General features: G+C 69.8%; 19 protein-coding genes. 6 read left to right on the forward strand and 13 right to left on the reverse strand.

The window, feature by feature from the left end:
* Window positions 1-20 precede the first annotated feature (20 nt).
* Window positions 21-1,712 carry an acetolactate synthase gene (locus EDD27_RS35230; protein WP_127936230.1) on the forward strand — a complete coding sequence of 564 codons (1,692 nt, stop codon included), beginning with the start codon at window positions 21-23 and terminating at the stop codon, window positions 1,710-1,712.
* Window positions 1,713-1,715: 3 nt separating this feature from the next.
* Here EDD27_RS35230 and EDD27_RS35235 read toward each other — a convergent pair whose 3' ends face one another.
* On the reverse strand, window positions 1,716-3,299 hold the full coding sequence (locus EDD27_RS35235) for a serine/threonine-protein kinase (protein WP_127936231.1): 1,584 nt from the start codon (window positions 3,297-3,299) through the stop codon (window positions 1,716-1,718).
* A 266-nt stretch (window positions 3,300-3,565) separates the two neighbouring features.
* Here EDD27_RS35235 and EDD27_RS35240 point away from each other — a divergent pair, with 266 nt between their 5' ends.
* The gene (locus EDD27_RS35240) at window positions 3,566-3,946 is read left to right on the forward strand and encodes a thioesterase family protein (RefSeq protein WP_164903925.1); all 381 of its coding nucleotides are present in this window, start codon (window positions 3,566-3,568) and stop codon (window positions 3,944-3,946) included.
* On the opposite strand, the gene EDD27_RS35245 is transcribed toward EDD27_RS35240, so the two are convergent.
* From EDD27_RS35245 to EDD27_RS35275, 7 genes are all read right to left on the reverse strand, one after another.
* Entirely contained in the window at window positions 3,936-4,148 is a 213-nt protein-coding gene (locus EDD27_RS35245) for a biotin/lipoyl-binding carrier protein (RefSeq protein ID WP_127936232.1), read from the reverse strand. The two genes, EDD27_RS35240 and EDD27_RS35245, sit on opposite strands and share 11 nt — an antisense overlap.
* 32 nt (window positions 4,149-4,180) lie before the next feature.
* Window positions 4,181-5,539, reverse strand: a complete 1,359-nt coding sequence (locus EDD27_RS35250) for an acetyl-CoA carboxylase biotin carboxylase subunit (protein ID WP_127936233.1) — start codon at window positions 5,537-5,539, stop codon at window positions 4,181-4,183.
* Window positions 5,540-5,682: 143 nt separating this feature from the next.
* Window positions 5,683-6,936 carry an HD-GYP domain-containing protein gene (locus EDD27_RS35255; RefSeq protein WP_241564429.1) on the reverse strand — a complete coding sequence of 418 codons (1,254 nt, stop codon included), beginning with the start codon at window positions 6,934-6,936 and terminating at the stop codon, window positions 5,683-5,685.
* A 35-nt stretch (window positions 6,937-6,971) separates the two neighbouring features.
* Window positions 6,972-8,324 carry an HD-GYP domain-containing protein gene (locus EDD27_RS35260; RefSeq protein WP_127936235.1) on the reverse strand — a complete coding sequence of 451 codons (1,353 nt, stop codon included), beginning with the start codon at window positions 8,322-8,324 and terminating at the stop codon, window positions 6,972-6,974.
* Between the two features lie 226 nt (window positions 8,325-8,550).
* The gene (locus EDD27_RS35265; RefSeq protein ID WP_127936236.1) at window positions 8,551-9,492 is read right to left on the reverse strand and encodes an NAD-dependent epimerase/dehydratase family protein; all 942 of its coding nucleotides are present in this window, start codon (window positions 9,490-9,492) and stop codon (window positions 8,551-8,553) included.
* A 10-nt stretch (window positions 9,493-9,502) separates the two neighbouring features.
* Window positions 9,503-9,769 (reverse strand): mycothiol system anti-sigma-R factor, encoded by a 267-nt coding sequence (rsrA, locus tag EDD27_RS35270; protein ID WP_127936237.1) that lies wholly within the window; start codon window positions 9,767-9,769, stop codon window positions 9,503-9,505.
* Window positions 9,766-10,371, reverse strand: a complete 606-nt coding sequence (locus EDD27_RS35275; protein WP_127936238.1) for a sigma-70 family RNA polymerase sigma factor — start codon at window positions 10,369-10,371, stop codon at window positions 9,766-9,768. The genes rsrA and EDD27_RS35275 overlap by 4 nt, the downstream gene beginning before the upstream one ends.
* 233 nt (window positions 10,372-10,604) lie before the next feature.
* Here EDD27_RS35275 and EDD27_RS35280 point away from each other — a divergent pair, with 233 nt between their 5' ends.
* A complete protein-coding gene (locus EDD27_RS35280; RefSeq protein WP_127936239.1) occupies window positions 10,605-11,345 on the forward strand; it encodes a class I SAM-dependent methyltransferase in 741 nt (246 codons plus the stop codon).
* A gap of 53 nt (window positions 11,346-11,398) precedes the next feature.
* Here EDD27_RS35280 and EDD27_RS35285 read toward each other — a convergent pair whose 3' ends face one another.
* Both EDD27_RS35285 and EDD27_RS35290 read right to left on the reverse strand, forming a co-directional pair.
* Window positions 11,399-11,731, reverse strand: coding sequence for a TraR/DksA family transcriptional regulator (locus EDD27_RS35285; RefSeq protein WP_127936240.1), 333 nt, complete (start codon window positions 11,729-11,731; stop codon window positions 11,399-11,401).
* 156 nt (window positions 11,732-11,887) lie between these two features.
* Window positions 11,888-12,634, reverse strand: a complete 747-nt coding sequence (locus EDD27_RS35290) for an SOS response-associated peptidase (RefSeq protein WP_127936241.1) — start codon at window positions 12,632-12,634, stop codon at window positions 11,888-11,890.
* Window positions 12,635-12,773: 139 nt separating this feature from the next.
* Between EDD27_RS35290 and aroA the strand changes: the two genes are divergently transcribed.
* Entirely contained in the window at window positions 12,774-14,066 is a 1,293-nt protein-coding gene (gene aroA / locus EDD27_RS35295) for a 3-phosphoshikimate 1-carboxyvinyltransferase (RefSeq protein ID WP_206641796.1), read from the forward strand.
* Between the two features lie 345 nt (window positions 14,067-14,411).
* Window positions 14,412-15,488: a ribosome small subunit-dependent GTPase A gene (gene rsgA, locus EDD27_RS35300; protein WP_127941172.1), complete on the forward strand. Its 1,077-nt coding sequence runs from the start codon at window positions 14,412-14,414 to the stop codon at window positions 15,486-15,488.
* Between the two features lie 2 nt (window positions 15,489-15,490).
* Here the strand turns inward: rsgA and EDD27_RS35305 are convergent, their stop codons facing one another.
* A complete protein-coding gene (locus EDD27_RS35305) occupies window positions 15,491-16,267 on the reverse strand; it encodes a hypothetical protein (protein ID WP_127936243.1) in 777 nt (258 codons plus the stop codon).
* Window positions 16,268-16,335: 68 nt separating this feature from the next.
* Window positions 16,336-16,797, reverse strand: coding sequence for a DUF4442 domain-containing protein (locus EDD27_RS35310; protein WP_127936244.1), 462 nt, complete (start codon window positions 16,795-16,797; stop codon window positions 16,336-16,338).
* A gap of 90 nt (window positions 16,798-16,887) precedes the next feature.
* Between EDD27_RS35310 and hisN the strand changes: the two genes are divergently transcribed.
* Complete coding sequence (hisN, locus tag EDD27_RS35315) at window positions 16,888-17,679, forward strand: histidinol-phosphatase (protein ID WP_127936245.1); 792 nt, start codon at window positions 16,888-16,890, stop codon at window positions 17,677-17,679.
* Window positions 17,680-17,752: 73 nt separating this feature from the next.
* On the opposite strand, the gene EDD27_RS35320 is transcribed toward hisN, so the two are convergent.
* Window positions 17,753-19,522 carry a right-handed parallel beta-helix repeat-containing protein gene (locus tag EDD27_RS35320; RefSeq protein ID WP_127936246.1) on the reverse strand — a complete coding sequence of 590 codons (1,770 nt, stop codon included), beginning with the start codon at window positions 19,520-19,522 and terminating at the stop codon, window positions 17,753-17,755.
* Between the last annotated feature and the right edge of the window lie 10 nt (window positions 19,523-19,532).

Raw genomic sequence — 19,532 nt, forward strand, 5'->3', positions numbered from 1 at the left:
TCGTTGGTAAGTTCCCCGGCATGGAGTCTGCGAAGCACGCCGGTGACGCCGCCGTCGCCGTGTCCAAGGCCTATGGCGTCGAGACCATGTTCACCCTGTCCGGAGGTCACGTCTTCCCGCTCTACGACGGGGCCGTGCACGAGGACATGCGCATCCTCGACGTACGACACGAGCAGAGCGCGGTGTTCGCCGCCGAGGCGACGGCCAGGCTGACCAGGAGGCCGGGACTGGCCGTGCTGACCGCCGGCCCCGGCATCACCAACGGTGTCAGCGGCATCGCGACCGCTCACTTCAACGGCTCGCCGGTGGTCGTCATGGGCGGGCGCGCACCGCAGTCGCGCTGGGGCAGCGGCGCTCTGCAGGAAATGGACCACCCGCCGCTGCTGGGCCCGATCACCAAGCTGTCGTTCACTTCGAGCGGCGCCGAGTCCGTCGGCCAGGACGTGGAGTCGGCCTTCCGCACGGCTGTCGCGCCCCACCGCGGCCCGGTCTTCCTCGACTTCTACATGGACCACCTCTTCTCCCCCTCGCCGGCGCACGACGTGCAGACGCAGACGCCGTCCCCGCTGGAGCCGGACCCCGACGACGTGGCCGCGATCGCGCGACTGCTGGCCGAGGCCGAACGCCCCGTGTTGGTGTACGGCTCGGACGTGTGGATGGACCGGGCCGAGGAGGCCGCTCGCGACTTCGCCGAGACGTGGCGGCTGCCGGTCATCCCCAACGGCCAGGGCCGCGGCATCCTGCCTTCGGGGCACGAGCTGCTGGTCACCCGGGCCCGCGGGCAGGCCTTCGCCCAGGCTGACCTGGTGATCGTGGTCGGCACCCCGCTCGACTTCCGCCTGGGCTATGGGTCCTTCGGGGGGTCTGGGGGGTTTCCCCCCAGTGGACACAGTGGTGGTAAGGAGGGCCTCGCGGCGGCGAAGCCGACGCGAGTGGTGCACATCGCGGACGCGCCGTCGCAGCTGGCCACGCACATGCAGCCGGCCGCGTCCGCCGCCGGCGACCTGTCGGTGGTGTTCTGGAGCCTCGGCACGGCCTGCGGCGACGCGGGGGTCAAGCCGGACGCGTACGCCTCGTGGGTGTCGAAGCTGTCCGACGCGGCCGCCGCGGCGATCGCGGGCGACGCCGACCTGCTGGCCTCCGGCTCCGACCCGATCCACCCCATGCGCATCTACGGCGAGCTGGGCAAGGTGCTGGCCGACGACGCCGTGGTGATCGGCGACGGCGGCGACTTCGTCTCGTACGCGGGCAAATACGTCGAGCCCAAGCAGCCGGGCAACTGGCTCGATCCGGGCCCGTACGGCTGCCTGGGCACCGGCCTCGGCTACTCCATCGCCGCCCGCCTGGCCCGGCCGTCCTCCCAGGTGGTGCTGCTGCTCGGCGACGGCGCGGCCGGCTTTTCCCTGATGGACGTCGACACCCTCGTACGCCACAAGCTGCCGGTCGTCATGATCTGCGGCAACAACGGCATGTGGGGCCTGGAGAAGCACCCCATGCGGCTGCTGTACGGCTACGACGTGGCCGCGGACCTGCAACCGCAGTGCCGCTACGACCAGGTCGTGACCGCCCTCGGCGGCGGCGGCGAGCTGGTCACCAAGCCGTCGGAGATCGGCCCGGCGCTGCGCAGGGCGTTCGACTCGGGCGTCCCGTACATGGTGAACGTCGCCACCGACCCGCAGGTCGCCTACCCGCGCAGCACCACCGGCGTCTAGCCGCTACTTCTGCGTGGCGGTGGCGCCGGGAGTCGCCGACGGCGTCGAGCAGACGCCGTCGATGACGACCAGCGTGACCGGCTTGGTCACGTCGTGCGGGGTGCCGCCGGCCGGATTGGTCTTCTCGATCTTGCCGCAGCGCATGCCGTTGGTGGTGGTGGTGTTGTCGATCACGCGTGTGTCGAAGCCGGCCGCCTCCACCATCTCCTGGCCTTGCAGGAACGCCATGCCGACGACCTTGGGCACGAGCACCTTCTTGACGGACGGCGTGGGGGTGCTCGACGGCGTCTTCGAGGGTGTCGAAGTAGGCGTCTTCGTCGGCGTGGGGGTCGCCGTGGTCTCCTCTTTCTCGGTCTTCGTGGGCCTGGACCGGGTGATCGTCGGCTCCGGGTCCGGCGTCGGGTCCTTCGTAGGGGGCTTGGTCGTCCTCTTGGTGGGGGGTTTCGTCGTGGGCGTCTCCGTGGCGTCGCCGAGATTGGACGCGGTGCTTGTCGGCGTCGGGTCGCCGGTGGTCATGCCGGTCAACGCGACCGCCGTGGCGCCCGCGCCGAGCACCACCACCGCGGCGATTCCGGCGATCAGCCCGGTCCTGCGCGGAGCCTTGGCGGCGCGGCGGCCACGCCGCTCGGCCACCGTCGTCTCCTCGGGACGGGCAGCGCGTACGCCCGTCTGGTACGGGCTCGCGGCGTGCTGTCCGGTCTGCTGCGCCGGATACTCCCCCGGCGGGATCATCGTGGCCCCGGTGACCGGCGGGTGCACCGGCTCAGGAGCCTGACCGCTGGCGATCGCTCGGGCCGCCTCGCTCATGGCCTTGGCCGTCGGGTATCGCCTGGCCGGGTCCTTCGACAGGGCGATCTCGACCAGGGTGCGCACGGCGGGCGGGATGTCGGGCGGCAGTGGCGGCGGGGCCTCGCGGATGTGCTTGAGCGCGATCGTGACCGCGCTGTCGCCGTCGAACGGCCGCTGTCCCACGAGGCACTCGTACGCGACCACGCCGAGCGCGTAGATGTCGACGGCCGGCGTGACGGGGGCGCCCTCGGCCTGCTCGGGCGCGCAATAGGCGGCGGTGCCCAGCACCATGCCGACGTCGGTGAGCTTGCCCGCCATGTCGGAGCGGGCGATGCCGAAGTCGGTGAGCACCAGCGTGCCGTCGCGCTGCACGAGCAGGTTGCCCGGCTTGACGTCGCGGTGCACGATGCCCTGGTCGTGCACGGCCTGAAGCGCCGACGCGGCCTGCGCGATCAGCTCCATGGCCGCCTGCGGCGAGATCCTGCCCAGCCTGGACAGCAGCCGGTCGAGCGGCTCGCCGTCGACGAACTTCATCACCAGGTAGACGGTGTCGCCACTGATTCCGTAGTCGTAGACGTCGACGACGCCGGCGTGGTTGATCGTGGCCATCGCGCGCGCTTCCCCCTGAAAGCGGGCGACGAACCCAGGATCCTCCATGCGGCCCGGAAGCAGCACCTTGACAGCGACGGTGCGGGCCAGGACGACATCCTCGCCCCGCCACACCTCGCCCATGCCACCGGCGCCGATGCGGGTATCGAGCCGATACCGCCCCGCCAGTGTTGTCCCTTGGGCCACCATGATCCCCCGCTAACCCCCTACCTCTGTAACCTCTTCCACCCCGCGGTTCTCCAACAAAGCGAACCTTTGTCGCGGTGAGGTAACACAGCGGTCACGGAACTCAGAGAGTGTACGACTCACCAGTCTCACATGCCACTCATATGTCTCAAGCCGTACAAAGCCTATCCTGCGGCCTTATGGCGGCACTTGTATGCGTTTCCGGGAAGTCAAGGCGCCTATTGGAAGGTGCGCGTCTGGAGGTACGCGACCCACCGTAGGCTGATCCCATGACGCTCGCTCCGGGTCTCCGCTCCCAGTTGCTCATCATGGTCGAGATGGAGGACACCGCGAAGAGGATCGGCAGCGGTGACGTGCCCGTGCTGGCCACGCCCCGGCTGCTCGCTCTGGCTGAGGCGGCCACCGTTCGCGCGGTCGAGCAGCACCTCGCGCCCGGCGAGACGTCCGTCGGCACCCGGGTCGAGCTCGAGCACCTGGCCGCCAGCCCGCTGCGCACGCACGTGCAGGTGGGAGTCGAGCTCGTCGAGGTCGACGGCCGGCGGCTGGTCTTCTCCTTCGAGGCCCACGACAAGCGCACCGTCGTGGGCCGCGGCAGGATCGAGCGCGTCGTGGTCGATCGTGCGAAGTTCCTCGCCCGCGTCAGTCGATGACGGCGATCAGGTCGCCTTCCTGGATGACGTCGCCCTCGGCCACCTTCAGCTGCGCCACCACGCCATCGTCCTCGGCGAGCACCGGGATCTCCATCTTCATGGACTCGAGGATGACCAGCGTGTCGCCGTCCGAGACGGTGTCGCCCTCGCTGACGAGGATCTTCCACACGTTCGCCACCATCTCAGCGCGTACCTCAGCCACTGCGCCCTCTTCTCTTCATCGATGTCCTCACCTTAGGCCCGCATCCGCGCGACCAAGCCCGTGTCGTAGTCGCCGCTGACGAACTCGGGGTTGTCCAGCAGCTCCGCGCAGAACGGCAGGTTGTTCTTGGGACCCACGACCACGAACGCCCCGACCGCCTTGCGGCCCTTCTCCAGCGCGTCGGCCCTGTCCTCGCCGTACACGCAGAGCTTGGCCATCAGCGGGTCGTAGAACGGCGTGACCGTGTTGCCCGCCGTGTAACCGGAGTCCACGCGGACACCGTCGAAGACGGGCTCCTCCCATTCCGTGATCTTGCCAGGTCCGGGGAAGAACCGCTTGGGATCCTCGGCATAGACGCGGAACTCGATCGCGTGGCCATGGGTCCCGGCCCGCACGTCGGGGCTGTCGCCCGCGGCGACGCGCAGTTGCAACTCGACCAGGTCCAGCCCGGTGACCAGCTCGGTGACCGGGTGCTCCACCTGCAGCCTGGTGTTCATCTCGAGGAACACGAAGTCCTGCTTGTCGGCGTCGACCAGGCACTCGACGGTGCCCGCCCCGAGATAGCCGACCGCCTCGCCGGCGCGCACAGCGGCGGCCAGCATACGCTCGCGCAGCTCGGCCGTGATGCCGGGGGACGGGGACTCCTCGACGACCTTCTGGTGGCGGCGCTGCACCGAGCAGTCGCGCTCGCCCAGGGCCACGACCCGGCCGTCGGGCAGGCCGAGGATCTGCACCTCGACGTGACGGGCCCGCTCGATGTACCGCTCGAGCAGCACCGCGGGCCCGTCCAGCGCGTCGCCCCCGGTGAACCTGGCGGCCGCCCGCGCCGCCTGCTCGTACGCCTTTCCCAGGTCCTCCTCGTCGTGGGCCACGCTCATGCCGATGCCACCGCCGCCGCCCGCGGTCTTGACCATGACCGGGTAGCCGATGGACTCGGCCGCCCGCAGCGCCAGCGACAGGTCGGTGACCGGCTCGCGGGTGCCCGCGGCGACCGGCACGCCCGCGGCCTCCATGAGGTTCCTGGCGTTGATCTTGTCGCCCATGCGGTCGATCGCCTCGGGCGCGGGCCCGATCCACACCATCCCGGCGTCGATCACGGCCCTGGCGAACGCGGCGTTCTCCGCCAGGAACCCGTAGCCGGGGTGCACCGAGCGCGCGCCGGTCGCACGGGCCGCCTCCAGCACCTTCGCGATGTCCAGGTAGCTCTGCGCGGGGTTGGCCGGGCCGATCGCCACGGCCTCGTCCGCCTCGCGGACGAACGGCAGGTCCGCATCGGCCTCGGAGTGAACGGCGACGGCGCGCAGGCCCATCCGCTTGACCGTGCGGATGATCCGCCGCGCGATCTCTCCCCGGTTGGCGATCAGAACGGGTCCGAGCGAATCAGTAAGCACGCGCCTACTTTATGACCGCGACCGGCTTGACCCCTTTCCTCCGACACCACCGATCCGGCGACGGCGTTCTGTAGGAAACAGACAAAAGTGAGCGGAAGGAAACACGCTCGGTGCCTGCTGGACTGCGGGAGAGCCACAACTGCTTAGAGACGGCCCCGATCGATGACGCGGGCCAGCGCCTCCAGCGCGTGCGGATCGTACGCGCCGCCGGGGGCGAGCCTGATGCGTTCCAACGCCGCGCCCGCGCGGTCGCGGTCGGTCGAGGGCCCCACCAGGTCGTCGTAGGCGTTGGCGACCTTGATGATGCGGCTCGACAGCGGCGGATCCGCGGCGATCGGGTCGCACTGGCGTCTGACCACCTCCGCCACCCGGTCCAGCACGCCCGTCTGCTTGATCACCTCGGCGCCCAGCTCGGCGATGCGCCGGGCCTGATCGGGGTCGCTGAGCACGGTGGCGCCGCCGGGGATGGGGTCACGCAGCGACAGTTGCCCGATGTCGTGCATGAGCGCGGCGTATTCCAGCTCCAGCAGCTCGGGCTCGGCCATGCCCAGCTCCCTGCCGATCGCCACGGCCAGGCGGCTCACCCGGCGCGAGTGGCCGGGCTCGACATAGCCGCCGACCTCGGTGACCCGGGACAACGCGCGCACGGTCTGCAGGTAGGTGGCGCGGATCCCGGCGTACTTGCGGAAGGCCACCTGCGTGACCAGCAGCGGCGCCGCGAACACCAGCAGGGCCACCAGGTCCATGCTGTGCGTGGCCAGCGCGAGCAGCACCCCGGAGGAGCCCACGGCGGCGCCGAGCGGCAGAGCCATGTTGATCTCGTCGCGCACGGCCACCCGGAACGCGGTGCGCACCTGCTCGGACCTGAGCCCGGCCGCGATGAGCACGTCGATCAGGATGCTGACGCCGATGAGCGCGACCATGACGGCGAGCGCCGGCCACCAGGTGTTGGTGGGCGGCTCGGTCAGCTTGTAGAGGGGGTCGGCCAGCGGGCGGAAGGCGAAGGCCAGCAGCGCGCCGGTGAGCAGGCGCCGGGCCATCGCGTCCAGGCGCGGCGGGCGGCCCACCGCCAGGTGCGGCAGCGCGCCCGCCAGCATGCCGACCGCGATCACGGCCACGACCTGCAGGGCGGAGTGGTGCAGCTGATGCTGGCTGAGGTCGAGCAGCAGCGTGTAACCGAGCGCGGCGGCGGCGCCGATGGGCGCGACCTCCCTGTTGCCCGGCATGGTGAGCCTGGCCAGCTCGCCGACCGCGATCAGCGCGCCGAACCCGACGGCGATCTCCGCGCGGTCGAGCCCGACGGCGGCCGTGTGCGCGACGCCCGCGACCGCGACGAGGCCGGCGGCGCAGATGAGCAGGAGCTGTCCCGAGTCGAGCCGGCGCAGCACCGTGTTCATCGACCGGTCTGTGCGCCCTGCGCGTTCCGTGGTGATCATGACCCGGTCACGACCTGGATCGGCATGGTCGGGTCGTCGTGGTCCTTGATCGGCGCCTCGGCCGGGTCGGGCGGCGGCTCGACCCGCCGTGGCGGCTGCCACGGCTCTCGCTCCAGCGCGCGGATGAAGGCCGCGACCATGACGGGGTCGAAGTGGGTGCCGGCGCTCTTGCGCAGCTCCTCGATGGCCTCGGGCACGGGCCTGGCGCCGCGGTAGGAGCGGTCGGAGGTCATCGAGTCGAACGCGTCGGCCACCGCGATGACCTTGGCGAACTCGGGGATCTCGTCGCCGGCCAGCCCCATCGGGTAGCCCGTGCCGTCGTGTTTCTCGTGGTGGTGCATGATCCCGGCGTAAGCCTCGTCGAGGAAGCCGATGCCGCGGACGATCTCCAGCCCGCGCATCGGGTGCAGCTGGATCGCGGCGAACTCCTCCTCGGTGAGCGGCCCGTCCTTCTGCAGCACCTTGGTGGGCACGCCGAGCTTGCCCACGTCGTGGAGCATGCCGGCGTATCGGATCGCCCGCACGCGCTCCAGCCTCATGCCGATCTCCTGGGCGATCATGGACGAGGCGAGCGAGACCCGGGTGCAGTGACCGCGCGTGTAGTAGTCCTTGGTCTCCACTGCCTGGCAGAGCGCGGCGATGGTGGCGTCGTACGAGCGCTGCTGCGCGTGGTATTGCCCGAACGCCCATCGCGCCACGAACAGCGGCACCAGCACCAGCACCGCCGAGATCGACTGCACGGTCGCCCAGAGCCCGGCCACGAGCAGCCCGAACGTGCCGTATCCCAGGTAGGACAGCAGGAACTGGACCATGCCGCGCATGGGCACCTCGGTGGCCCGCACCCTGGTGGCGAGCCCGACCATGGTGAGCGTCAGCGCGATGTTGAGCGGCACGAACACGGCCGTGGCCGCCGCGTAGGGGCCGATGAGGTCGTCGAACGCGTTGACCTGCGGCACGCCGACCTGGCCGTCGAGCGCCACGTAGACCCGTCCGGCGACGTAGCCGCAGATGGCGAACTGCGCGCCGTTGAAAAGCCGTTTGATGAGCGGCAGCCCGGGCCGCACGCTCACCACGGCCGTGAGCCCCACGAGCGCGGCGCCCTCCGGGCCGATCAGCACCACGGCGGCCAGCGAGGCGGAGAAGCTGACCGACACCGCGAACTGCTCCACGTTGAGCAAGGTCGGCATCGACTCGCAGACCAGGAAGAGCAGGGCGAGCACCAGCAGGACGTCGAGATCCTCCGTAGCCACTGGAGCGCCGGACGTGATCACGCCGCGTACGGCGAGAGCGGCCGCCGCGCCGATCACGGCGACCAGATAGACGCGCGCCGGCCATGGCAGGTCACGCATTGCGGCCCCCCTCCGGCGTGATCAGGTCCAGGACACCCCAGGAGGCACCGCTCCGCCGATGGCCATCACCACCGGGGTGATCAGCACGAGGGCGGTGAACAGCCTGGCGACCATAACCTTCATCATCCACATGCCTCCCACGTCGACTCTGTGGGGTTCACGCTACAGAAGACGACGTGGCTGCACCGGCGGAGCGGGAAATCGCAAGCAAAGCGTAATCAAGCCACTACGAGCGGCGACGTGATCTAGCCCACTCCACGGTGTTTTTGATGCCGGTCCCGAGATCGGTGCGCGGCTGCCAGCCGAGCCCCTCGTGAGCCGGCACCGGGTCGACCGCCATGGCAGGCAGGTCACCCAGGCGCGGCGGGGCGAACCCCGGCTTGTCGGCCGCGCCCGCGGCGTCGGCGATCAGCGAGTGCAGCCGCCGGTCGGTGGTCTGGATGCCGGTGCCGAGGTTGAACCTGCGCCCGTCACCGGCCTGGCCGCAGGCCCGGACGAAGCCGTCGACCACGTCATCGACGTAGATGTAGTCGCGGGTCTGGCTGCCGTCGCCGTAGACGACCGTGGGGACGCCGTTGAGCAGACCGTCGGTGAAGATCGACACGACTCCTGCCTCGCCTTCCGGCGACTGGCGCGGGCCGTAGACGTTGGAGAGCACCAGCGTGGTGTATTCGAGGCCGTAGAGCGCGCGGAACGTCGCGAGGTAGATCTCGCCGCTCAGCTTGGAGGCCGCGTACGGCGAGCGCGGGTCGGTGGGCGCGTCGCCGGGCACGGGAATCGTGCTCGGCCGCCCGTAGACGGCCACGGAGGAGGCGAACACCACCTTGCGCGTGTGTCCGGCGTGGGCGGCCGCCAGCACGCGCGCGGTGCCCTCGACGTTGACAGAGGCGTCGTGCGCCGGGTCGGCGACGCTCTTGCGCACGCTGATCTGCGCCGCCAGGTGGCAGATCACCTCGGGCTGCAGCTCGGTCGCGAGATCGACCAGGGCCGGATCGCGCACGTCGAGCTCGTGCAGGCGGAACCGGTCGCTGGTGACCGCCTGGGCCAGGTTGTCCCTGCTCCCGGACGACAGATCGTCCACCACCACGACCTCGTGACCGTCAGCGATCAGACGATCGACGAGATTCGAACCGATGAACCCGGCACCCCCGGTGACCAACGCGCGCATGGGGTGAATCTTAGTCGGCCAGCTCAGCCCTCACCTGAGCGATGCGGGCCAACACCTTGGAGCGCAGGTCAGCCGGGACGGGGTCGCAGCCGCAGTGTTTGTGCACGAGCTGCTTGATCGCCTTGTCGAGGTCGTATTCCTTCAGGCACGGGCTGCATTCGTCGAGGTGCACGCGGATCTCGACGACGTCACTCTCCGTCAGCTCGCCGTCGAGATAGGCGTAGACCTTGTCCAGCACTTCGCGACAGTCGGTGTCGTGCGGGTTGCCACAGCTCATTTCGATCCCTCCGCCGGGACCAGGCCACGCTCGCGAGCATAGTCCTCAAGGAGGCCCCGCAGCTGCCTGCGTCCCCTGTGCAGCCTCGACATCACGGTGCCGATCGGCGTGCCCATGATGTCGGCGATCTCCTTGTAGGGGAAGCCTTCGACGTCGGCCAGATAGACCGCGATCCTGAACTCCTCGGGCAGCGCCGCCAGCGCCTGCTTGATGTCGCCGTCGGGCAGGTGCTCGAGCGCCTCGACCTCGGCGGACTTCAGGCCGCTCGAGGTGTGCGACTCGGCCCGGGCGAGCTGCCAGTCCTCGATCTCCTCCGTGCCTGACTGCTTCGGCTCACGCTGCTTCTTGCGATAGCTGTTGATGAACGTGTTCGTCAAGATCCGGTAGAGCCACGCCTTGAGGTTGGTGCCCTGCTGGAACTGATGGAACGAGGCGAACGCCTTGGCGAAGGTCTCCTGCAGGAGGTCCTCCGCGTCCGCGGGATTCCGGGTCATCCGGAGCGCGGCGGAGTAGAGCTGCTCGAGATATGGCATGACGTCTCGCTCGAACCGCTCGCTGCGCTGCTCCAGCGTCTCCGCGTTTGTCGCGGGCACCGGACCCACCCCCCTAAGATCACCGGTGACCGGCTGTGGCAGGACACCGTACTCAGGGGAGGATACCCGCTGTGCCGGTGCCGGCCGGGCATCGGGGAGGGGGTCGACCAATGTGAGCATGCTCGTCGCAACACCCCCGCGCCGTTGTCTGTTCCCGCAAGATAGAAGGTACGAAGGACCCGGTGCGGGGAACGTCATACGTACCGGCTGGTAGCCCTTTTTCCGGAACCCAGGAGTCGCGTGTGCTGCCCATTCCGGCCGAGGAACTCAACGGCTCAGGGACGCTCGGGCCGTACTGGACGTTCTACCGCGCCGTCGCCGCCGAACAACTCAACCGATGGCTTCCCGCCGAACCCTCCGTGATCCTCGATCTGTCCGGCGGCCGCGGGCGATGGTCCGGCCAGGCGGCCAGGGCGGGGCATCGGGTGATCGAGCTGCTCGACTTCCGCCGTGCTGTCGACGGGCAGTCCCGGTTGCGGGACGCCGACCGCGTCCGCCATATTCGCGCCGACGATCTGGCGTTCCTGCCGGACGCGAGCGTGGACGCGGTGCTCGCCGAGGAGCGGGTGATGTCGATCGAGCTCATGGCGGAGTCGGCGATGAACGACGTGGCCAGAGTGCTGCGGCCGGGCGGGCGGGCGCTGGTGTGCGTCGACTCGCTGGTCCTCGGCATGGCGATCCTGGCGGAGCAGGAGCACTGGCAGCACCTGCGGCAGACCGGCGAGGTCATGCTCGTGCCCTGGCCGGACGGCAGCATCACGCGCTGCTTCAGCAGCGGGCAGCTGCGCGAGCTGCTCGTCGGCGCCGGCCTGGAGGTCGAGTGGATGCGGCCGCGCACGGTGCTGTCGCCGTCCACGGTGGACCATGTGCTCGGCTCCGACGCGCGGTCCCTGGCCTGGCTCGTGCGCACGGAGCTCGAAGCCCACCCGGACGACGACGACACGGTCGGCATTCACCTGGTGGCCAGCGCCCGCAAGAGCTGACCCGCCGGCCTTCGTGCCCGGCGGCCGGTTCCTGGCGTCGGCTCAGTGGCGGATCAGTGGCGGCGCTCCTGCTTGGACTGGCACTGGACGCAGCGCGCCGCCTCGGGCCGCGCCTCGAGGCGGCCTTCGGGCACAGGCTTGCCGCAGTCGACGCACCTGCCGTACGCGCCTTCCTCGATGCGCTTGAGCGCCTCGATCACGGCGCGCCGCTGCGCGGTGGCCACGGTCAGCATGGCCTGGGCGCGATCGGCGTCGGTCAGGTCCGAGCCTGCGTCGGCCGCCGAGTGCTCGCGTACCGCGACAGGGTCGCCCTTGAGCACCCCGATCGAGCGATCCAGCTCAGCGAGCATCTTTTCCAGCCGCTCACGAGCGGTCGTGACGTCCACGAATCCGCACCTCCGGGTAAAAAGAGGGCAACCCGTAGCGAGGACTCCCCGGATGTCCCGCCCGGTGGCAATTAGGGGCTTTTGTGGCGGTGACACCGAGTAAACGGATGCATCGCTTTCCTCACCGGATGCCCACTTACCGAGCTTCTTACACCTTTAGAAAAGCGCCGTTTCCTCCTCATCTGCCAAAGGTTTGATGAGGTCCGGCCCGTTGTTTCTGACGTTGTTGACATCGGTCGAGACCGGGTATGCCGTGAGCCGTCCCTGGTCGGCCGGGACCAGCAGCCGCGAAGCCTGCTCGATGTCGGTCACCTTGGGGTCGAGCCACTCCTGCCAGCGCTCGGGCTCGATCATCATGGGCATCCTGTCGTGGATGCGGCCCAGGTGGTCCTCGGCGTTGGTGGTGATGACGGTGCAGGTGACGAGCCATTTGAGCGGGTCGTCGTCGTCCCGCGAGGGGTCCTTCCAGAATTCGTACAGGCCCGCCATCGCCAGCACTCCGCCGTCCTCGGGATGGATGAAGTACGGCTGCTTCTTCTTTTTCTCGCCCTCGACCGGCATCCATTCGAAGTAGCCGTCGGCCGGGAGCAGGCACCTGCGCTTGGCGAACGCCTGACGGAACGACGGCTTCTCGGCCACCGTCTCGATTCTGGCGTTGATCAGCCGCGACCCGATGGACGGGTCCTTCGCCCAGGCGGGCACGAGGCCCCACTTCACGATCCTGAGCTGCCGCACCGCCCGCTCGGCTTCCTGGGGGACCCGGCTCAGCACGGCGTAGACGTTCTTGGTGGGGGCGACGTTGTAGTCGGCGTTGAGCTCTTTGTCGGGCTCGGCGTCCTGCTCGACCTGGAACTCCTCGAGCAGCTCGTGCTTCTTGCGCGCCGATGCGTATCTACCGCACATGACCCCACCCTGCCACGTACGGCTTTCGATCGCATGTTTGCTTCCCACGCCGCGCCCTGACGTGCCTGGGCCGAGCCGCCGCGCAGTCGTTATCCACAGGCTGTGACCTCGCCTTGCCACGCCCCAGTACTCTTTGACCATGCCCGCTCCGCACTGGCCCGCACCCACCGCGACCGCCCCTGTCACCGCCACCGTTTCGCTGCCTGGCTCCAAGTCGGTGACCAACCGGGCGCTCGTCCTCGCCGCGCTCGCCGACGGCCCGGGCCTCGTGCGCCAGGCGCTGCGCAGCCGCGACGCGGATCTCATGGTGGCGGCGCTGCGGGCGCTGGGCGCCACGCTGGTGGCCGGCGACGAGAGCACCGCGGGCGTGGACTGGCACGTGACGCCCGGCCCGATCCGCGGCGGCGCCGCCATCGACGCAGGCCTGGCGGGCACGGTCATGCGTTTCGTCCCTCCGATCGCTGCCCTGGCCGACGGCCCCGTCTCCTTCGACGGCGACCCGCACGCCCGCAAACGCCCGATGGGCCCCATCCTCGACGCCCTGCGCGCGCTGGGGGCGCGGGTGGACAACGACGCGCTGCCGTTCACGATCAGCGGCCCGCTGGCGGGCGGCGAGGTGATGCTGGACGCGTCGGGATCGTCGCAGTTCGTCTCGGGCCTGCTGCTGACGGCGGCGCGTTTCGAGAAGGGCGTCACGATCCGCCACGTGGGGCCGCCGGTGCCTTCTCAGCCGCACATCGAGATGACCGTGCAGATGCTCAGGGCGGCCGGCGTCACGGTCGACGACAGCGAGCACGACGTCTGGCGGGTCGAGCCCGGGCCGATCGCGGCCAGGGACATGACGGTGGAGCCCGACCTGTCCAACGCGGCCCCGTTCCTGGCGGCGGCCCTCGTCACGGGCGGCACGATCACCATCCCCGACTGGCCGCTGCAGACCACGCAGCCGGGCGACGCCCTGCGCGGCCTGCTGACCGCCATGGGCGGCACGGTCACCAGGGCCGAGGCGCCCGGCGCGGACGTGACCGACCTGGTCGTCTCGGGGACGGGCGAGATCTCCGGCATCGACGCCGACCTCCACGAGGTGGGGGAGCTGACCCCGACGATCGCCGCCCTGGCCGCGCTCGCGACCACGCCGAGCCGCATCCGCGGCGTGAGCCACCTGCGCGGCCACGAGACCGACCGCCTCGCCGCGCTCGCCACCGAGATCAACCGCCTCGGCGGCGACGTGGAGGAGACCGAGGACGGCCTCGTCATCCGCCCCCGCCCGCTCCACGGCGGCACCTTCCACAGCTACGACGACCACCGCATGGCCACGGCCGGCGCCGTGATCGGCCTGCGGGTGCCCGGCGTGGAGGTGGAAAACATCGCGACGACCGCCAAGACCCTCCCCGAGTTCGTCCAGATGTGGACGGCGATGCTGGGAGCGCGATGACCGGCACCCGACGACTGAAACATGTGCCGGTCGCCCGATGACCGGACCCCAGGCCTCGGCTGGTTTCGCCACCAAAGCTCCGGGCACGTCGGACAAGGGTGACACGTGCTGGCACGCCGTTCTCCGCATGCCGACGCGAGGATCCACCCACTCCACCGCCGCCCGGCCAGTCCCGGGCGGCGCCCACAAGACACACCAGGACACGATCACGGACCACGTCCCCGGCGATCCCGGTCGCCACGGCCTGGGGGCGACGTCAGCAGCCGCCTCGGGCCGCCGACGACTGCGCCGGCAAGCACATGCCACCACTCCACGGAAGGGAAGCGAGCGTATGGGAGCGGACCGCTGAAGAAGCGGGAGTACGACGAGGACGACGTACGAGTCAGGCCAGGCAAGGGTTCCCGGCCGCGGACTCGTCTTCGCCCTGCGCACGAGGACGCCGTAGAAGGTTTCGTGGTCGCCGTCGACCGCGGCCGTTACACGACGCTGGTCGAGCCCGAACGACCCAAGGGTTCGGCCCAGAAGCGCAAGCAGCAGCAGAGCCGGCTCGTCGTCGCCATGAAGGCCCGCGAGCTGGGCCGCAAGGGCATCGTCGTAGGCGATCGGGTCGCCCTGGTGGGTGACGTGTCGGGCCGTCCCGACACCCTGGCCAGGGTCGTACGCGTGGAGCCGCGCACCTCGATGTTGCGCCGCTCGGCCGACGACACGGAGGACACGGACGGCATCGAACGCCCGGTCGTGGCCAATGCCGACCAACTCGTCATCGTGACCGCCCTGGCCGATCCGCCGCCCCGGCCGCGCATGATCGACAGGATTCTGGTGGCGGCTTTCGACGCGGAGATCGACACCCTGCTCTGCCTCACCAAGTCCGACCTCGCCCCGCCGGACGAGCTGATCGGGCTGTACGAACCGCTGGGCGTACCGCACGTCGTCGTCCGCAAGGGCGGCCCGCTGGACGAGCTCCGGGAGCACCTCAACGGCCGCATCAGCGTCATGGTGGGCCACTCCGGCGTCGGCAAGTCCACCCTGGTCAACGCTTTGGTCCCGGACGCCAACCGAGCCGTGGCCCAGGTCAACGCGGTGACCGGCCGCGGCCGCCACACCTCCACCTCCGCCGTTGCCCTGGAGTTGCCGGACGGCGGATGGATCATCGACACGCCCGGGGTGCGCAGCTTCGGCCTGGCGCACGTATCCGTGGAAACGGTCCTGGCCGCGTTCCCTGACCTGGTGGAGGGCACGGTCAACTGCCCCAAGGGCTGCACGCACCTGGGCGACGGGTGCGCGCTGGACGCCTGGGCGGCCGCGGGCAACGCCGACCCGACCCGCCTGGAATCCCTGCGCCGCCTCCTGTCCAGCCGCGAGGGCACTCTCGACGAATCGGCGGCGTCCCGCCGGGAACCGGTCTCCGACGACACACCCTGACGTCAGTGCCAGGCCAGCTCCCAGATCTCGACCGGGCGGAAGGTCGGCAACACGGCCAGGAGCTCCGCCTCCGTCGCCGTGCCGCTCGAGACCTCCACCAGGGCGTCACCACGTGTTGCGATCATCGATGTGCGCGCCTCCCCGGTGCCGATCCAGACCTCGGCCGATACTTCTCGGCACACGCGCAGCTCCGAAGAGCTCTGGCAATCCCGCTCAGGAGTCGTCCAATCGTTTCTCTGGTCGATGGAGACCAGTAGGTCAGCGCGGTCACGCCGCCGCTCGTACCACAGAGCGATCGTTTGGTCCCCGGTGGTGACGTCGGCGAGACGATACTCCGGAAGATCGGGCGCGATGAGCGGCACTCCCTCAGCGGCCATCGCCTGCGCGCCGAAGAGCGCCGCAACGTTGCTCCGCCCCATCCAGGCGGTGGCGCCGATGACCGCGATCATCGCGAGTGCGGACAGGCGCCTCGCCAGGCGCATCGGGGTCATCAGGGCAGCGGCGAACGCGAAGGCGCCCGCGCCGATGGACATGTAGAACAGGCGGCTGCCCCACTCACCCAACACCTCGTAGTGCATGCCCGGTATCTGGGCGGCGGCGAAACATGCGATGACGCTGACGGGTCCTAGGACCGATATCAGCCACCCATGCGGCAGCCTGCCCCAGAGGCACAGCAGCATGCTCGCAGGAAAGGCCCCGAGCACCATCAGCAAGAACACGCGAGGGTCATCGGTTTCGACCATGTAATCGGCCAGGGCGGCCTCCGCGAGCCCGATCACGGCCCCGACCAGAGCTGCGCGGATTAAGGCGTTCATGCCCGATCACGGGCCATGATCGGCGCCGGCTGTCAAGCCGCAGGCCGGTTGGGGCGGAGGGTCCAGGTGACGGTGAGGGTGGACACCACGGCGCCGTCGGCGTTCTTGATGTCGACCGCCACGTCGAACACCGGCCGCTCCCCCGCGTCCAGCTTGGCCACCACCTCCTCGCGCGCCACCAGCAGCCGAGCCTCGGCGTGAACCTCGCCCATGGCCAGCTTCCGGTACTCGACCCTCGCCGATACGGCCAGCGGAACCGCCCGCTCGAGCTGATCACCGAGGGCGGAAAGCATCGCCGCTCCCGACGCCGACTCGGCCAGCGTGAAAAGCGCCCCGGCATGTGGACCCGACACGTGGTTGTGCAGGTCCTGACGATCGGGCAGGCGGGAAACGGCCTGGCCGTCTCCGACGGAGTCGAAGGTGATGCCCAGCGTTCGGGCAAAAGGGACGGTCTGGAGCAGCAAGGCACCGACATCTAGCGACATGGTGGACATATTACTGACCAGTAATAGAAACGGGAGTTACCAGAAAAGAGCCGTCTGTGGCTGATGTTCTCTATACCCGACACGGTAGCGTGGGCGATCGTGCAGGGTTATAACGATGATCTACGCCTCGCGCATGTCATGGCGGACGCCGCCGATGACCTGACCATGCGGCGGTTCAAGGCGGTCGACCTCAAGGTCGACACCAAGCCCGATCTCACGCCGGTCAGCGACGCCGACCGCGCCGTGGAGGAGGCGATCCGCGGCACGTTGCGTCGTGCCAGGCCGCGTGACGCGGTCGTAGGAGAGGAGTTCGGCAAGACCGGGTGGGGCGCCCGGTCGTGGATCATCGACCCTATCGACGGCACCAAGAACTACGTACGCGGCGTGCCCGTGTGGGCGACGCTCATCGCGCTCATGGAGTACGGCAAGGTCGTCGTCGGCCTGGTGTCCGCCCCGGCGATCGGCCGGCGATGGTGGGCGGCGATCGAGGGCGGCGCGTGGACCGGCAAGAGCCTGACGAAGGCGTCCAGAATGAACGTGTCCTCGGTGTCCCGCCTGGAGGACGCGTCGTTCTCGTACTCGAGCTTCGGCGGCTGGGAGAAGACCGGCAAGCTGGACAACTTCCTCGACCTCGGGCGCGCCTGCTGGCGGACCAGGGCGTACGGCGATTTCTGGTCGCACATGATGGTCGCCGAGGGCTCGGTGGACTTCTCCGCCGAGCCCGAGCTGTCGCCATGGGACATGGCCGCGCTCACGGTGATCGTCGAGGAGGCCGGTGGCGTCTGGACGGACGTGGCCGGAGTGAGGGGGTTGGAGGGCGGCAGCCTGGTCTGCAGCAACGGCGTCCTGCACGACGAGGTCATCCACCGCCTCAACAGCACCGTACGCTAGCGACCCGAATCGCCCAGCCGACCACCACGACACCCCTGGGTCTGCGCACGCGCGGGCGACGCGCGCACCTCACTCACTCAGACGCGCCCGGACCCGCCCTCCACGTACGCGACCCCGGCCGCGGACGCAGCAGCCCCGCCCGTGACCGGATGCCGACTGTGGCCGCGTTCAGTTCCCGTTCATCCTTGAACGTGACATTCCCCTCGTACGTCACCCCACGAGGCGGACTGTCGTGCCCCACCGGGTCGGCGTCCCAGACGTTCCCCCGATAGATGACGTTCTCCAGGGGCGGCGCCACCGCCAATACGGCCGTGTTGTCCGCCCGCGTGACGACGTTCTCCTCCACCGTCACCCACGCGGCCCCGTAGTCGGTGTAGAGCCCGAAGTTGTACGGCGTGCGCGTGTCCTCGATGACGTTGCCCTGCACCAGTGCACCGTTCTCGTGCGACACCCCCTGTGCCCCGGCGAGGTAGATCCCGCCGCCGTCGGCCAGCACTTTCATGGTGTCCACGGTGAGGTTGCGCAGCACACGCGCCCCTTCGCCGGGACTGATGACGATCCCGCAGTGCGGTACGTCCGCGATCTCGTTGTTCGCGACAACACACCCCCGCGCGCCCGACACGGCGATCCCCGGCGACCCGCTGTATTCGAGCCCGACATCGTGCACCCAGGTGTCCTCGATCGTGACATCCTGCCCGTCCGACACGGAGATGCCACCGCCCGACAGTGTGTCGAAGTCACAGCCGCGCACGGCGACCCCCGCGCCGCCCGACACGCCCAGCCCGAACGCCCCCAACCGGGTGAACCGGCACCCCTCGATCTCCACTGCCGCCACGTCCTGGAACGTCACGCACGCTGGAATGGACGCGGACGCGGCCGGGTACGTCACCGACGCCCCTTCCCCCAGAACCGCCGTCTCCACGCCGCCGCCCTCGTAGTAGCCGCTGCCGTGGTAGTGCAGGAACCCCTCGGGACGGCTGGGACGCAGCCAGGTGGCATCGGCGAACACCAGCCCACGGAACGACACGTTCCGCGCCCCCGCGACGCTCAGAAGCGTCTCGAGCACCGGCGCGACCACCTGTGTGCGCTCAGGGTCTTCGCCCGGACGAGGCAGATAGAGCAGGACGTGCCGCCCGGGAACGGAGCGGTCGAGCACGAACGTTCCCGGCTCGCTCAGGAAGGCGGCGTCGTTCTCGATCCGCGTAGGCAGCCCGAGCCCGCTGGAGGTCTGGCCCTCCCAGGTGGAGTTGTAGAGCTCGGCCGCCCAGCCGAACGCGGGCTGCGCCATGGTGACCACTGTCGCGTCGCCGTCCGCGGAGACCGTCGCCACCCCGCACCGAGCCTCGGTCCAGGGGTAAACGCCCTGGTAAACGAACTCGACATCGCCCGGGCTGTGCCACCTGCGTGGATCCACGCTGTCCGTGACGTAACCCGTGACGGTCGCACGGGCGGCGCCGGGAAGGCCCGGGATGCCGGCGCGGAGGACCCGGCGGCCGTCCACGTAGAGCTGCCGGGTGTCGAGGTCGCCGACGTCGGCCGTCCACACGCCGTCCCGCTCCCGCCAGCCCGTGACGCGGCGGCCGCCACTGATCACGACTTCCTCGTGATCAGGCGTGCCGTAGCCGTGTGCCTGGTAGACGATCCGATGGCCGTCCCGTCCCGAATCGGCGTCGGTGAGCTCTAAGGTCTCGGTCAGTACGTGGGTGCCCGCCCTGAGGTGGACGATGACGTCTCCGGCCGCTTGGCGCGCCGCGGACCGGGCGCGTTCGAGCGTGGCGAAGGGCTGCTCGGCGGAGCCTGCCCCGGTGTCGTCACCCGAAGGCGCGACGTGGAAGTGGAACATTGAGAACCCC

The organism is Nonomuraea polychroma, assembly GCF_004011505.1.
GTDB lineage: Bacteria > Actinomycetota > Actinomycetes > Streptosporangiales > Streptosporangiaceae > Nonomuraea > Nonomuraea polychroma.